Raw genomic sequence first — 16,511 nt, 5'->3', positions numbered from 1 at the left:
TCGCTCTTAAATTTTTGTAAATAATTTGGAGAAAGAATGAAAAGTACATTCTTAATAATTTTACTTTGTTTCTGTATTTCAATTTTTGCACAGAAAAAAGGCAGCGTTAAAGGAAAGGTAATTGATAAAAAAACAAAGCAGCCTTTAATTGGCGCTAATGTTTCTGTACAGGGTACTTCGCTTGGCGCATCAACCGATGGCGAAGGATATTATCTCATCAGCAATGTTGACGAAGATATTTATAAGCTGCAGGTGAGTTACTTGGGATATAATAATTATTTAGAAACTGATGTGCGGGTTATCAGGAATAAAACAACATATGTTAAAGAAATAGAATTAGTCGAATCTTTTATTTCCAGCAAGGAAGTAAATGTAACGGCAGGTGTATTTAATGAAGATAAAGAATTTCCAGTTTCTGCATATGGATTTGAACGTGAAGAAATTAAAAGAGCGCCCGGAGCAGCAGGTGATATATTCAGAGCAGTTGAAACAATACCCGGTGTATCAAGCAGCGGCGGTGAGTTCAGTTCCTTCTCTGTCCGCGGTGGAGCGCCAAGAGAAAATATTATTATGGTGGATAATATTCCTTTCTCGAGTATTTCACATTTTACGGAATCAAGCGGCAATGAAGAAATTCAGGGCGGGCGTTTCAGTATCTTTGCTTCAGGATTAGTTGAGAAAGCAAAATTTCAAGGGGGCGGTTTTGGTGCCAGGTTTGGCGGAAAGAATGCCTCTCTTTTAGACCTATCTATTAAAGAGGGAAACCGCGAAAGCTTCTCACTTAATGGTACATATGATTTACTTGGCTGGGAAGCCAATTATGATGGTCCTTCATATCTCTTTAAGAATTCAAGTATGGTTTTTTCTGCACGTCATCAGGATTTTAAAACATTATTGGATATGATTAACGAGTTAAGTCATGGGCACCCGAAGTATTCCGATTTTTTATTCAAATTCACTTCCGAAATAAACCAAAGCCACAAAATTTCACTACTATCAATTTACTCAACCGAAACATACCAGCGAACAGTAGAACATATTTTTAAATTGAAAAATCCGACCGATCCTGATTTGGTAAATCAAAATGAGGACAAGATTTTAACAGGTCTTAACTGGCGTTGGCTTACTTCGCCATCCAGCGTATTAAACACTAATGTATATTTCAACAAAATTGACCGCACTGATAAAGTTGGTACAGCTTACCTTGATAAGGAAAACGGAATTGCTCCACAAAAGGAAAAGGTATCAACAAGATTTCCAATTATTCAGGACAACTCTGTTACTGATGTTTTTGGGGCAAAGTCGGAGTTAAGCTATTCCGTTTCGAAGAATGTTTTATTTAGTTCCGGAATTCAATTTCAAACATCAAAAAGAAATTTTAGTCTTTCGCAATTTGGGGAAGACACAATTTATACTTATAACAGCAACGATTTGCCTTATATGAACGGTAATAAATATTATATTACAAATCCTGCTGATGTAAACTTTTCGTTCAAAGGAAGAAGAAATGAAGCGGCAGCTTATACTGAAGTTTCTTTTTCTCCAATTGAATGTTTGAATATCAATTCGGGATTGCGATTTGAATATGATGACATGATTAAAAAATCTTTTATCTCGCCAAGAATAAGCGGTTCGTATCAATTGTCTCCGATTCAAACTATTAACTTTGCTGCTGGTATTTATAATCAAGCGCCTGAAATTGAATATCTGACAACCAATGGAAAGAATAGAAATCTTACTAACGAAAAAGCGGCTCACTTTATTTTCGGCTTTACCAATTACCTGAGCGAGGATATTAAGCTTACCATTGAAGGGTATTATAAACAATTATGGGATTTACTCGTTAAACCGGCATATGGCAGTAATGCTATGGTTAACAACGGTAAGGGTTATGTATACGGATTAGATTTTGGTTTGTTAAAAAGATTTTCCGACAAATATTACGGTCAGATAAACTACTCATATTCTGTAAGCAAAAGAAAAAATGCAGACGCGATGGCATATTATAATTCCTCTTTCAATCAGCCGCATATATTTAATGTACTTATTGGTTATCAGTTTAACGATAACTGGTCAATCTCTGTTAAGTGGAAATATGCTACAGGAAGACCGTCTGATACATATATAGTTTATTCCGATGTGTTGAATAACCCAAACAAGGTTAGATATTCAATGGAGATACTTGCAAAGAATAACAAACGTTTTGACGACTACCATGCACTGAACTTTAGAATTGACTATCGACATCAGTTTATTAGCAATCTGGCGTTGATTGCATTTATTGATGTTATAAACGTCTATGATAACAAAAATACTTTTCAGGAAACTCTGAATTCCAGAACCGGCGAAGTTATTAAAGAAGGCTCAATGGTTTACCCAACTTTTGGATTCAAGTTTGAGTTTTAGTTTAGTTCAATAAAGTTATCCATTATAAATGTGAATTATATGAATACACTTATGAAAAAAGAGAATTCTTATATCTTGGATAATAAACAACCGATTGGTAAAAAAACTTTTTGGATTGCATCCTTATTTTACATCCTGATTGCGTTCGAGTTTATGTTTATGGCAAGTCCTTTTGCAATTTATTTTTATGCAGTTTATGGAAAAGGATTGGGCTTTCTTAATGATAGTCCGATTCTTGCCTGGTTATGCCGAGCCTTTCTTCCGCATATTGTTAAAGAAACATATAATGGATTATTGGATATACATAACATAATCGGCTGGATTCTCATAATATTTGGTTTTACTGGTTTCTGTTTTGGCGCTGCACAAGTTTACTATTACAAACTTACACGCAAGAAAGAAGTAATCGGCGGTATTTACCGCATCATACGCCATCCGCAATATGCTTCACTTATAATTTGTGGTTTGGGATTGCTTATCTTATGGCCAAGGTATATAGCTCTTCTTTCTTATCTGTTTATGCTTTTTGTTTATTACTTTCTTGCAAAAATGGAAGAGCGCGAATGCGAAGAAAAATTTGGCGAGACATACATCGAGTACAAAAGAAAAACACAAATGTTCTTCCCAATTCGAATTGCGGAATTCAATAATTATTATAAACTGCCTTCATCTGGATTTATCAGATATCTAACTATCGTCACCTTATATATAATAACTGCTGTATGTGCAATTGGATTAGCAAATCTTCTTGAAGAGATTTCTATTAATAGTCTGTATGCAAAGTTTAACAAAGATGCGGCATATATTTCTATTTCAAAAATGGAGCAAGCAAAACTTACCAAACTTGTTAAAATAGCTAATGCTAATCCGGAAGTTCAAAAACATTTGATGAGCAGTCAGGGAAAAAATAATAAGTTCATCAATTATATATTACCAGTAAATTGGTATGTGCAGGAGATACCAATGAACAAAGTTTACGAAGATACAGACCATTACCTGCCAGATAATTATGATAAGAACATTTATAAAATTGTTTTTACAAAAGCAATTTTACGTAACGGACAAGAAGCAGAAGGAAAAGAAATTCTTTTTAGCGCAGCCAAAAGAATTCCGGTAATTGAAGTAATTGTAAATCTATCAAAAAATTCAGTTACACGAATTGCAAATCCGCCGGTTAATTTCAAGTATATGAATATTCCCGTTCCATTATATTGATGGAGAAAAATAAAATGTTTTTTGGCAAAATTGTTAATATTTTTTTAATGCTGATGGGCGTAATGATTATGCAATTGCTTTGCGGTTGCTCAGTATTATACAATGGTGCGCCATCCGATCACTTTGACGGAAGCCGGTTCTTTAATAAAGAACCCGATCACAATTTTTGGGATGAAGTGAAATGGCTGTGGCAAATGGATACTGTAGAATGGCCTGAATATATTGAAGATGATCCACAGCCTAAACCAGAAAGTTATGTTGGTGATGGCAAACTGAAAGTTACATATATAAATCACGCGACAGTTTTAATTCAGGTAGATAGCCTCAATATTCTTACAGATCCTATTTGGTCGGAATATGCGGGACCTTTTTCATGGTTCAGTCCAAAAAGAATCCGCAAGCCTGGGGTAGATCTAAATGATTTGCCGAAGATAGATTTTATACTGATAAGTCATGACCATTATGACCATCTTGATTTAAAAACATTAGAGCAGTTATTAAAAAAGCATCATCCGGTAATATTAGCAGGATTGGGAATAAAGGAACTGCTTGAAGATGAAGGTTTCGATAATGTTTATGAGCTTGATTGGTGGAATGAATATAAAATTAATTCATCAGAAACGAAATTTATTTTTGTTCCATCGCTTCATGGTTCCGGCAGAACTTTGTTTGGAGGCAATAGAACTCTTTGGGGCGGATTCGTAATCCAGTCAAAATCAGGAAACATTTATTTTGCCGGTGATACAGGCTACGGAAATTTTCTTGATTCACTAAAGAAAAAGTTTTCTGATTTCAGGTTAACAATCCTTCCTGTTGGTAATTATGAAAAGAGATGGTTTATGAAGACCCAACATATGAATCCTGAAGACGCGGTTAAAACGCACAGGTTGCTAAACTCCAGACAAAGTATTGGAATTCATTATGCAACATTTGCAGAACACCCGGAGCAGGCTGTTGATGCACATGAGAAAGACCTGAAATCAGCATTAGTTAAATATAATATGCCGGATTCTTCATTTTTGATTTTGAGATTTGGTGAAGGACTTTTTGTTGAATAAAAAAAATAAAGAAGCCGTGAATCGGAGAAAAACAACTTTTATAACATTGGATTTAATTTTCCGCAAACATTTTCCTATTCACGGATTCATCTTGCAAAAAGTGTTATTTTTGAAACATTGTTAAAGGAAAAAATGAATGAACATGTTTGCTCCTGGTGGATTGGATTTTTTTTATAATGCCATTCAGGAAATTATACCACAATCCGGTAAAGATTCTCTTCCCATATATTAAACCGGGAATGAAAGTGCTTGATGTTGGAAGTGCGATGGGATATTTTAGTTTACCAATGGCTCAGCTTGTTGGTGATTCGGGTAATGTTATATATGTAGATTTGCAGGAGAAGATGCTGAGTAATCTTAAACGAAGAGTTGCTAAAGCAAATTTGCAAAATAGAATTGAAACACGCTTAAGTGCATCTACATCACTTCAGATTAATAATGTAAAAGAGCAGATTGATTTTGCACCGGCGTTTGCAGTAGTTCACGAAGTACATGTTTATAAAAGATTCCTTTCGGAGATTTATAATTCATTAAAAAAGTATAGTTATCTTTTAATTGCAGAACCGAAAGGTCATGTTAGGGTTAGTGATTTTAATAATACCATTGAAACAGCTTTGAGCATTGGTTTTTAAATTAACTGACTCTCCAGCGATTAGCAGAAGCTTAACAGTTTTGTTAGAGAGGAATTGAAAATATTTTTGGTTTCTCCCTTTATTCTTCTCACTGACAAGGACAGAAAAACAGTGTGAAGTCAATTTGAACAAAAACATAAGACAAAGAAATTTACTCTGTAGGAATAACGAATTGAGAATTTTAATAATAGAAGACGAAAAAAAAATTGCCGATGCAATTTGCAAAGGATTACAGAGAGAAGGTTATGCCGTTGACCTTGCCAACGATGGTGTTGAAGGCGAAGAACTTGCAATAATCAATTCGTATGATTTAATAATTCTGGATATTATACTTCCAAAACAAGATGGCTGGCAAACCTGTACAAATTTACGCAATAAAAAAATTATTGTTCCAATTTTAATGCTTACTGCACTTGGCGATGTTACGGATAGGATAAAAGGATTAGACCAGGGTGCTGATGATTATCTTTCAAAGCCTTTTCATTTTGGAGAACTGCTTGCACGGATTCGTTCTCTTATCCGACGTAATACTGTTGTGAAAACAACTAAGATTGAAAGATTCGGAGTTGTTCTCGACCAATGTTTACACCAGGCGGCTAGAGATGGAAAGGAAATATCATTATCCGCTAAAGAATTTTCTTTACTGGAATTGTTTATGATGAATCCGGACAAAATTCTTACTCGGGAAAAAATCTCCGAGCATTTGTGGGATATGAATTTTGATCCAAAGAGCAACGTAATAGAATCGTTTATAAAATTTCTCCGACAAAAAATTGATAAAGAATTTGATAAACCTCTAATCCACACAGTACGCGGAGTTGGTTATTTATTTTCCGATAAGGAGAGATAATGCTTACAATCAGGAAAAAAATTGTTTTAAGCTACACAATGGTATTTGGATTTCTGCTTATAATAATTTCTATTTTTGCAATTGATGATATTCGGAGAGAGCAAAAGAGAATGGTTTCTACTCAGCTTGCTGATTATTCTCAAAAACTTAGGAGTGAGCTAACAAGACAAATATACAGTAAAGAATTTCCTAAACTTGAAAAATTTAACAAAATAAATTCAGAAGGATTAATTCACCGTCAGTTTATGATTTTAAATTCCGATTTTAAAAAAGTTGTGGTAGTCGGTGAATTCTCTAAAGATTTTTCTACCGAAATGCTGAAACTAAATGTTGAAAAATGGTTTGAAGTTAAACAGGATAATCATGATTTCTACTGCACGGTAATTAAGGAGGAATTAGATACATCCAGAAAATATTTTATTGTGGCTGCATCATCTTTGCAGGAATACAAACGCCAGATTACAATACATATTTTCTTTTTTATTATTGTAATTCCAATTACATTATTTATAACAGCAGCAGCAGCAAACTTCATTTCAAAATATTCTTTCAAACCAATATTGAATATGATTGACACAGTTGAGACTATTACAGCCACAAGCCTAAGTAAACGAATTGAACTACCTAAAGTAAAAGATGAAATAAGAAAACTTGGAGAAACACTTAATGATATGATTAACCGTCTCGATAAATCATTTGAAAGCCAAAAACGTTTTATAGCCGATGCTTCCCACGAAATTAAAACTCCGCTTACAGTTATCCAGACAGAGCTTGAACTTGCAGAACTCAGTTCTAAAGAAGAAGAAATAAAAGAAAGCATAAAAATAGCTTTGACTGAAATTGAAAGATTAAATGTTCTTTCTAATTCATTGCTGGCGCTTGCAAAATTGGATGCTTCTCCGCAGGCATTAAATTATGAATTAGTAAGATTGGACGAGTTAGTTATCGAATGCATACAGCTGATGAAAAGCGTTGCTTCTGTAAACCGTGTAGAACTTTATCCTTCAATTTCAGATATAATTGAATTGCAGGCAGATAGAGAAAAATTAAAAAGTGTAATAATAAATTTGATTGATAATGCAATCAAGTTTTCAAAAGTAAATAGTAAAGTAGAAATAAATCTTGAAAAGAATAATTCCTCTGCAATTCTAAAAATAAAAGACTATGGATGCGGCATTCCGGAAGCTGAGTTGCAACATATCTTCAAAAGATTTTATCGCTCAAATGAAACTCGCGGAAAAATTCCCGGGAGCGGATTAGGTCTTTCGCTTGCGCAGGAGATTGTTAGAATTCACAAAGGCACTATTTCGGTTGAAAGTGAAGTAGGAAAGAGAACAACTTTTATTGTGCAACTGCCGTTAAGTTAATTTTATTTCCATATAAACTGCCCCTGCAATAGGATTAAAACGGTATGGCATTATTTCCTTAAATCCTAAATACTGATAAAGTTTTATTGCAGCAATCATATTTGGAACTGTATCTAACTCTCATAAATTCATAACCAATCTTCTTAGATTCTTCAATGAGGCTTTCACATAATTTTTTACCGATCTCTTTTCCTCTGAATTCAGATTTAACATAAAGCCGTTTCATTTCGCAAACATTCGCTTCATGTTTTCTAAGTGCAACACATCCTGCAGGATTGGATTTGTAAAATGCAATTAGTAGTCTGCCGGAAGGCGGGGAATAATCTCCGGGTAAATTAGCTAGTTCATTATCAAAATTCTGGAAACACAATTTAAAATCAAGTGAGGATGCATATTCCAAAAATAGTTGGTGGATGAAATTCAATTCATCCCGGGTTTGGACTGGTTTTATTGCTAACATCGGAATGTAAATTTATAATTCAAATATTTCTCGCTAAATTTACGCTGTAATTTTCAAAAGTCAAATATGAATATAATAGCAGTAATTATTTTGCTTGGCATTGTCCAGGGATTTTTTGTCGGGTTCTTTCTGGTTACTAAAAAAAGCGGTAACCGAAGAGCAAATAATATCCTTGGTGCTATATTTTTTGTATTGTCAGTAAGCATGGGCTATTATTTTTTTTATACTGCTAATCTGTTTTTCAAATACCCGCACCTGCAAAAAACCACTTTCCCAACCACGCTGTTATTTGGACCACTTATTTACTTCTATGTAAAAATCCAGACCGAGAGAAACTACAAATTTATATGGAATCATGCGCTTCATTTTATACCATTTGTTTTAGTAATTATTTTAAACTTACCATTTTATTTAAAAGACGCTGATTATAAGCTTGTGTATCTTTCCAATCCTGCAATTATGAAAAGTAGTATGGATATGCTTATTAGCATTTTCCAGGTAATCCAAACTTCCACCTATATTATTATTACAAAAAAATCAATCAATGCTCATGTACAAAGATTAAAAAATGAAACTTCTTCACTTGAAAAAATGAATTTGCATTGGTTAAATATTTGTCTTAATGCTATCATTTCAATTTTTGTGTTCATCGCAAGTCACCTGGTTCTTATTTATCTTGGTGTTGATCTCAGTTCAATTTACCACGTTACTTTACCAATAATTATTACAATCTTTATTTTCGTATTTGGTTACCTTGGACTGATTCAACCGGAAATTGTATTTCCGCTGAATGATGAGATAAGTGTAAAGAAATATGAAAAATCAAATTTAACTGGTGAAAAAGGGGATGAGTATCTTAAAAAGCTTTTAGCTTTGATGACAAACGAAAAGCCATACATTGATAACATACTTACTTTGCAAAAACTTGCTGATAGACTTCAAATAACTCCACATCATCTTTCACAAATTATAAATGAAAAACTAAATCAGAATTTTTTTGATTTTATAAATACTTACCGGGTTGAAGAAGCAAAAAAAATGTTAATCGATCCAAATGTTCAAAATCTAACTGTACTTGCAATTGCAGAAGAATGTGGTTTCAATTCAAAATCTTCATTCAACACTTCTTTTAAAAAATATACTGGTATTACTCCTTCTGAGTTTAAAAAACAAACTCTGCAAACTTTGTAAACCTAAAACTCGTGCGGATTTATAAGTCCGAACCATAATATCTGTTCACTTTTATAAGAAAAGGCGAATTGATCTGTATCCATCGATACTTTTGCTCCAGAAATTTTTGCAAAATCAGGAGTAACAATGTCAGACAGAATCAGATTTATTTTAACAGTTATCCTCTCAATAATATTGGTAATAGTTTTGTCCGCTGTTTTATTTAGTCAGGAACCCAAGGGAACTATAAACGGAAAAATTATTAGTCAAAATTCAAAAGAAGATCTTGTCGGCTCTACAATTTTAATTCTGGATACAAAACTTGGCACAACAACAAATTTGGACGGCAGCTTCACAATTCCAAATGTGCCCGTGGGAAATTATAAATTGGAAATTCGATCAGTAGGTTACGAAAGTTTAATAAGAACAGATGTATTTGTTCGTCCAGAAAGAATTACACAAATTGAAATAGAATTAAAGGAAACATTAATTCAAACAGAAGGAGTTACTGTAACTGCAGGTTATTTCCAGAAAATTGACGCCGATAATCTTGGTTTGGTTAATTTCAATTCAGAAGAAATAAAAAGATCACCCGGTTCCATGGGTGATGTAAGTAGAATAATTTTATCTTTACCGAGCACATCTAAAGTATCCGATGAAAACAATGACCTTGTTGTTAGAGGTGGTAGTCCGAGCGAGAATGGTTTTTTTGTTGATGGTATTCCGATTCCAAATATAAATCATTTCCCTGCTATTGGTTCCACCGGGGGACCAATTGGAATTCTGAATGTTGACTTAATTGATAATTTTAATTTTTTAACAAGCGGTTTCTCGTCATCATATGGCGACAAACTTTCTTCTATAGTTGACATTAAATACCGGGAAGGAAATAAAGAAGAATTTGATCTGCAAGCTGATTTAAATTGGGCTGGTTTTGGTGGTGGAGCTGAAGGTCCATTACCGGGCAAGATAGGATCGTGGATGCTTTCGTTTAAACGAAGTTATTTAGATTTTTTCCAGAAAGCTGCCGGAATGGGAATGCTTATTCGTTACGGAGATGCTCAGGGAAAAGTAACATATGATATAAATAAAAACCATAAAATTACTTTGCTTGATATTTTTGCAGACGATTATGAGAAGTTTAATAGAGATGATGCGATTGAGCAAGGAAGTAGTTATTATGGAATGATAAAGAATTATCAGAACACTGCGGGAGTTTCCTGGCGGGCATTATGGAACAAAGATTTTTATTCAACAACAAATATTTCCTTATCAACACAAAGTTTTAAAAATGATTTCAATAAAGTAAGCACAAGTGAAAAACATTATTCTTCTAACAATCTTGAGAATTCATTTAATTTAAAGAACTCAAACTATTTACAACTTAACAAATGGAATAAGCTGGAACTTGGAATTGATATAAACTTTAGTGTTGGCAAATATGATTATACTATGTACTCTGATACCAATAGACTTGGAACAGTTGATCCGACTAATGTTGTTAATAGAAAAATTCATCCACAAAGAGCAGGAATATTTTTATCATACGTTGTAAATCCGTTTGATAGATTTACTGCATCCATCGGGATTAGGTCAGATTATTATTCTCTTAATGAAGTTATGAAGTGGTCGCCAAGATTATCTATTGCGTATGATTTGACTGATCAACTTAGATTAAGTGCTAATACGGGAATTTTCTATCAGCAGTTACCGATGGTGTTGCTATCACAAAAGGAAAAGTTTAAGAAACTGAATAGTGTAACCGCATATCACTTCGGAGCAGGATTGGAATTTTTAGTTACACCGGATACAAAACTTTCGCTTGAAGTATATGATAAGGAATATGAAAATCTTCCTTTGACAAAACAAGATCCAAGTTTATGTGTGATTGATGGTGGTTTGAGCGGAAACTCTTTTGGTAACTATGATAATTTGGAAAACATTGGTAAAGGTTTTACAAGAGGAATAGAATTGCTTATTCAGAAAAAACTTGCAGAAGATTTTTATGGAATTATCAGCGGATCATATTTCCGAAGCAGATATCAAGACTACAACAGTGCCTGGAGAAATAGAATTTATGATAACAAATTTATTTTTAGTTTTATCGTTGGGTACAAACCAACCAACGATTGGGAGTTTAGTTTGCGCTGGACTTATGCCGGCGGAATTCCTTATACTCCGTTCAACATTGAAAAATCAAGCCAAGCAAGACTTGGAATAATTGATGATTCAAAAATAAATGAAGAACGTTATCCGGATTATCATTCACTAAATATCAGAGTTGATAAGAAATTTTTCTTCAGCTCACAAAGCGTAGATATTTATCTTTCAATCTGGAATACTTACAACAGAAAGAACATTACAGAGTATGTTTGGAACGCTGATAAAAATTTACAAGAAACAATTTTTCAGTGGAGCATTATGCCGATATTTGGAATCGAATGGGAGCTTTAAGTAGAATGAAGAATGTAGAATGTAGAATGTAGAATGTAGAATGTAGAATGTAGAATGTAGAATGAAGAATTGGCAAATTTAAAAAATAAGTGCCCCGATATGAAGTCGGGGACTTTTAATTAAAATTGATGTTATACTAAATTGTAGCGGTAATATGATGGACTTTAATCTTTTTAAGTTTATGGAAACTGATTATTTTTTTTTGATCTTCATCCCATAGACTTAAGAAAATACTTTTTAGGCTTGTGTGCAAATTTAATGTTACCGCCTTCTGAAAAACCAAGTTATTCTTATAACATTTTTCCAGCAAATAATTTGGAATTACCGGACTAAGATGATGAATATGATGGAATCCAATATTACCGGTAAACCATTGAATTATTTTTGGCAACTTATAATAAGAACTTCCCTGCATTGCAGCCAGAGAGAAATCCCAATTATTTTTATCTGCCCAGTAAGTATCTTCAAATTGATGCTGAACATAAAACAGCCAGTTACCCGCAGATGCTGCTAAAAAAATGATAGGTAATTGCACTAATAAATAAGCTTTTAATCCAACCAACCAAATCAAGGAGCCTACAAGCAATATAATTACCAGGTCTGTCCAGTAAACATTGGATTGAACTTTCTTTAAAGCTTTATTTTTTGATGTGGGGAACCTGTACCAAAGCACAAATATTATTGCCGGTATAAAAAAGAATAAAAATAATGGATGCCGGTATAACCGGTATTTTATTTTCCCCCAGGTTGATTTCTGAAGATATTCCTGAACAGTCATTGTATAAACATCCCCGATCCCGCGATATTCCAAATTTCCTGCATGAGCGTGATGAATACCATGTCCTTTCCTCCAATAAAAATAAGGAGTCCAGGTGATAAAGCTGCACAACAAACCAATCCAGCTATTCGCTTTATGAGATTTTAAAAATGATCCGTGTCCACAATCGTGCTGAATTATAAAAATACGAACCTGAAATCCTGCTGCCGGAATTGATAGAAGAAGAGTTAACCAGTAACTAACTTCCAGGGTTCGATACATTGCATACCATAGAACAAAAAATGGTATTAATGAATTACCTAATTGCCAAATACTTTTCCAGGTGTGAGATGTTTGATATTTTGCTACAAGATTTTTCCAGTCGTTAGGATTTATTTTAGTTATTGTTTCCATTCCTTTTCCTTTTGAAGCTGAACTGATAAAAAAATATTCACCAGTATATCAGCATCAACTTAATGACACCTAAACATTATAATGCTATTTAATAGTTCCAGCGGATTATTTTATACATTACCGTATGGTTTTGGTTTAAACTGTTTTAATCACCAAGAGAAAATGAAGAACGAAGAACGTAGAGTGAAGAATGCAAAATTGGATTTATTAAATAGCCCCGAAATTATTCCGGGGCTATTTGTAGATGGTCTATAATTCTATTTTGATTTTTCTGATAACTGTTTAAGATAGTTCTGCAAATTCTCTAATTCTTTAGAGGATTCACCGAACTTTTTTTCACCTAAATTTTTAAGATAGTTATTAAATGCATCGTTGGCATTTTTAATTAATTGGCTGTTTGTTATTGCTGGTTGTTCCTTTGTTCCCTGCATTTGCTGTTCGGCTATTGGCAAAGGCTGATCTGTTTTATTAAACAATCCTTGCAATGCTTTGTCGAATGTTTCACCATAACTCAAATTATCGCCGTGCATAACAACAACAAGTCTCAGTTCTGGATAAGCGGCTGTTTCCGCTTGAAGATAAATCGGTTCAACATAAAACATAGTTTTATCAACTGGAATTGCAAGTGTGTTTCCGCGTATTACATTGGAACCACGCTGATCCCACAATGTTAATTGTCCGGAAAGAAATCTATCCTGATCAATTTTTGTTTCAACCTGCTGCGGACCGAGCACCTGTTTTTCTTTAGAAAATTTGTATGCAATAAATTTACCGTAGTTACCAGGATCGCACATTCCGGCAATCCAGCCAATTGAAACTTGCCTGTTCTTTGGAGTAAATGGAAGAACAAGAGCAAACTGCGGTTTATTAAGTTCCGGTAATTGCCACATTATATAATATGGATCAACCGGTTTAACATCTTTATAATATTTTTCCGTTGCCCGTATCCATAAATCTTCCTGGTTATAAAATACACGTGGATCATTCATATGATATTTTGCATATATAAGTCCCTGTGTAAGCAGCAGATCTCTGGGATACCGTACATGAGCATGAATGGATTGCGGCATTTTGTCTTTGGTTTTAAGCAGGTTAGGATAAATCTTGTTCCATACTTTAATTATCGGATCTTTATCATCAAAGATATAAAAATTAACATCACCACTAAATGCATCAATTACAGCTTTAACAGAGTTACGGATATAATTTTCTCCATCAAGATATCCTGCAATCTGGTTCTCCAGAATTTTTGCAGTTTCACCTTCTTTAAATTCTATTCTTTCATTTGATGAAAACGGTTCGCTGTAAGGAAAATAATGTGAAGTTGTATAAGCATCTATAATCCAGTATAGCTTACCATCTGCAAGCACTATATATGGATCTTCATCAAACTTAAGGAAAGGTGCAAGCAGTTTTACACGTTCTTCAATCTGCCTATGAAATAAAATGCTGCTCTTCTCAGTTGTATAAGATGAAAAAAGGAATGAACTTCCATCAAATTTCCATCCATATAAAAACTTACGCCAGAAATTGTTTATCTCAACTCCGCTTTTGGTTTTATAATTATAGTAAACATTGTCTTCACCACTGGGATAATCAAATTCATCTTCCTTTGAATTTACAACCACATGAGTATTTGTAACTTCACCAAAATAAATTCTTGGCTGATCAACTTTTAGGTTAGGGAATTCACTTACAGGAGGAATATCTTTTATTAGAAGATGAGGTAAACCCTGTGGAGTGAATTCACTAACAGATGCTAAAGTAATTCCAAATCCATGTGTGTATTTAAATATTCTGTTTACAAAAGTTTGGCTTTGCTGCGGAAGATTATTCACTTCCAGTTCTCTGGCAGATATCATAACCTGCCTGTACTTATTATCATAAGTATAGCGGTCAACATCTACATCTGTAAATTCATAATAAAGTCTGATTTCCTGAAACTGTTTGTAAACTGCCTGAAGCGCATGCCAGTCCCATAATCTAATATTATTAAAAATCGCAGGATTGCTGTCAACGGTTGTCTGCGTAAAATCTCCTGTTATAGGATATTCTCTTTCTTCGATATTATTCAAACCGAAGCCATATCGAGTAAGCTGAATATTGTTTGAGATGTACGGCACTTCAAAAGTTATTTCATTTGGTTGAACGCGCAGCCATTGGAATAATCCTGGAATTGCTGTAATTGCAATAAACCAAATCGAAAATAAAACGACTAATGAGAAAATTAAAAATGCAATCCGTAATTGTCCTAATCGCTTAAAAACATTTTGAAATTTCCTTTGTGCAAATCTTCTTATTGGTGGAATTAAAAACATCAATGCAAAGATTATAGTAATTACAATTATTATGCTGTATGCAGGAAGTAAAATATTTACATCCGTCCATCCAGGACCAGCAACTACTCCCATTTTTGAGTACATAAGTTCATAACGATTTAAATATTTACCTAAAGCTAGTATTAAAAGAAAAATTCCGATGTTCAAATAAAGCGGTTTTAATTGTTGTTCAGTATTCTCAACCGGAAATTCAAAACGCATTTGTTCGCCAGAAATTTTAAAAAAGGTTGTGAATATGATAGCAATTAAAGAAATAAAAGATAAAGTAAAGAGTAGTGAATTAACATTTTGCAGGAAGGGGAATTTGAACAAATAAAAACCAGCGTCGTTATTAAATATTGGTTCTGTTATTCCAGCAGGCACGGCATAAAAATATTTAAGGATTATTTCCCAATTGGTATATCCCCAAAGTCCTCCGATAACAAGAGAAATTAAAAGAATTACTGAGCGGGCAAATTTTTTATAATTGGTGATATTTAATGTGAGAACGAAAACTATTATTCCGCTGATTACTGCACCGGCAATTGCAAAGCCAGTTTGGCTGAAAATTGAGATCCAGAATCTGTCCCCATATCCAAGCGATTGATACCAGAGCATCTCGCCGTAAAAATCCATATACCAGAAAAAGAAAATTGTGAATAAGCCGAGGATTAAACCCATTGAAATAAAAGATTTTTTATTTCTTTTCATTCCGAGAAATAGGAGCGATCCTGCAGCTGCTAGAAGCACAAATAGAATGGCATTGTACATATTAGTCTCTATCTTTTTCATCAAAATAAGGAAATTCATAATAAAAAGGTTGATAAAAAATTTTCACAATTTCTTTACTTATTAACTATAATGATTATTTTGACTTTCATTTCCAGGTATCCTTATTCCAATATACTGAGCAATGCAAAAGTTATTTTGAATTTATCTCAATTTATTACGATAATTTTCGATTATTATTTAGAATTACTTTAAATAAAGAGAAACGATGATGAAATGGTTTATAATTGTAGGTCTGTTTTTTTTATCAACCTTTTTATTCATTTCCTGTGCAACGATATTAAATTCTACAACGCAGGAGATTGAGATAAAAACAACTCCCCCAAATGCAAAGTTGATTATCGATGGAAAGAAATTCGGAACTACTCCACAGGTTGTAAATATGGAAAGGAAGAATAACCATATAGTAAAACTGGATCTCGACGGATATGATATTTACGAAACCCAGATAACAACAAAACTTTCATTCTGGTTCTGGGGAAATATTTTTAATGGTTTTATTCCCGGTGCAGTGGTTGATTTATTTACAGGTGCGATGTACAATTTATTGCCTGAATCATTTAACATAGAATTACAGCCATCAATAAAGACAGATTTAAAAATCCAAAAGAAATAATTATT

The 16,511-nt window shown here is 33.5% G+C and carries 12 protein-coding genes; 9 read left to right on the top strand and 3 right to left on the bottom strand.

Going from position 1 to position 16,511, the window contains the following annotated elements; genetic code table 11:
• The first annotated feature begins 36 nt into the window (after positions 1-36).
• The 6 genes from NTX22_17255 to NTX22_17230 all read left to right on the top strand — a co-directional run bounded on the left by NTX22_17255 (position 37) and on the right by NTX22_17230 (position 7,528).
• A complete protein-coding gene (locus NTX22_17255) occupies positions 37-2,406 on the top strand; it encodes a TonB-dependent receptor (GenBank protein MCX6152276.1) in 2,370 nt (789 codons plus the stop codon).
• Positions 2,407-2,457: 51 nt separating this feature from the next.
• Complete coding sequence (locus tag NTX22_17250) at positions 2,458-3,621, top strand: isoprenylcysteine carboxylmethyltransferase family protein (protein MCX6152275.1); 1,164 nt, start codon at positions 2,458-2,460, stop codon at positions 3,619-3,621.
• Positions 3,622-3,635: 14 nt separating this feature from the next.
• On the top strand, positions 3,636-4,679 hold the full coding sequence (locus tag NTX22_17245; GenBank protein ID MCX6152274.1) for an MBL fold metallo-hydrolase: 1,044 nt from the start codon (positions 3,636-3,638) through the stop codon (positions 4,677-4,679).
• Between the two features lie 176 nt (positions 4,680-4,855).
• Positions 4,856-5,311 (top strand): methyltransferase domain-containing protein, encoded by a 456-nt coding sequence (locus tag NTX22_17240; GenBank protein ID MCX6152273.1) that lies wholly within the window; start codon positions 4,856-4,858, stop codon positions 5,309-5,311.
• A gap of 172 nt (positions 5,312-5,483) precedes the next feature.
• On the top strand, positions 5,484-6,161 hold the full coding sequence (locus NTX22_17235; protein ID MCX6152272.1) for a response regulator transcription factor: 678 nt from the start codon (positions 5,484-5,486) through the stop codon (positions 6,159-6,161).
• Entirely contained in the window at positions 6,161-7,528 is a 1,368-nt protein-coding gene (locus tag NTX22_17230; GenBank protein ID MCX6152271.1) for a HAMP domain-containing sensor histidine kinase, read from the top strand. Before NTX22_17235 ends, NTX22_17230 begins: the two co-directional genes overlap by 1 nt.
• Before the next feature lie 58 nt (positions 7,529-7,586).
• On the opposite strand, the gene NTX22_17225 is transcribed toward NTX22_17230, so the two are convergent.
• The gene (locus tag NTX22_17225) at positions 7,587-7,988 is read right to left on the bottom strand and encodes a GNAT family N-acetyltransferase (protein ID MCX6152270.1); all 402 of its coding nucleotides are present in this window, start codon (positions 7,986-7,988) and stop codon (positions 7,587-7,589) included.
• Between the two features lie 66 nt (positions 7,989-8,054).
• Between NTX22_17225 and NTX22_17220 the strand changes: the two genes are divergently transcribed.
• Complete coding sequence (locus tag NTX22_17220) at positions 8,055-9,179, top strand: helix-turn-helix domain-containing protein (GenBank protein ID MCX6152269.1); 1,125 nt, start codon at positions 8,055-8,057, stop codon at positions 9,177-9,179.
• Between the two features lie 126 nt (positions 9,180-9,305).
• Complete coding sequence (locus tag NTX22_17215) at positions 9,306-11,612, top strand: TonB-dependent receptor (GenBank protein MCX6152268.1); 2,307 nt, start codon at positions 9,306-9,308, stop codon at positions 11,610-11,612.
• Positions 11,613-11,748: 136 nt separating this feature from the next.
• Here NTX22_17215 and NTX22_17210 read toward each other — a convergent pair whose 3' ends face one another.
• Both NTX22_17210 and NTX22_17205 read right to left on the bottom strand, forming a co-directional pair.
• A complete protein-coding gene (locus NTX22_17210; GenBank protein ID MCX6152267.1) occupies positions 11,749-12,783 on the bottom strand; it encodes a fatty acid desaturase in 1,035 nt (344 codons plus the stop codon).
• Between the two features lie 257 nt (positions 12,784-13,040).
• On the bottom strand, positions 13,041-15,812 hold the full coding sequence (locus tag NTX22_17205) for a UPF0182 family protein (protein ID MCX6152266.1): 2,772 nt from the start codon (positions 15,810-15,812) through the stop codon (positions 13,041-13,043).
• A gap of 286 nt (positions 15,813-16,098) precedes the next feature.
• Here NTX22_17205 and NTX22_17200 point away from each other — a divergent pair, with 286 nt between their 5' ends.
• Positions 16,099-16,506, top strand: a complete 408-nt coding sequence (locus NTX22_17200; GenBank protein ID MCX6152265.1) for a PEGA domain-containing protein — start codon at positions 16,099-16,101, stop codon at positions 16,504-16,506.
• Positions 16,507-16,511: the final 5 nt, after the last annotated feature.

This window comes from Ignavibacteriales bacterium, from assembly GCA_026390815.1.
Lineage (GTDB): Bacteria > Bacteroidota > Ignavibacteria > Ignavibacteriales > SURF-24 > JAPLFH01.
This window is presented reverse-complemented; position numbering and strand designations above follow the sequence as displayed.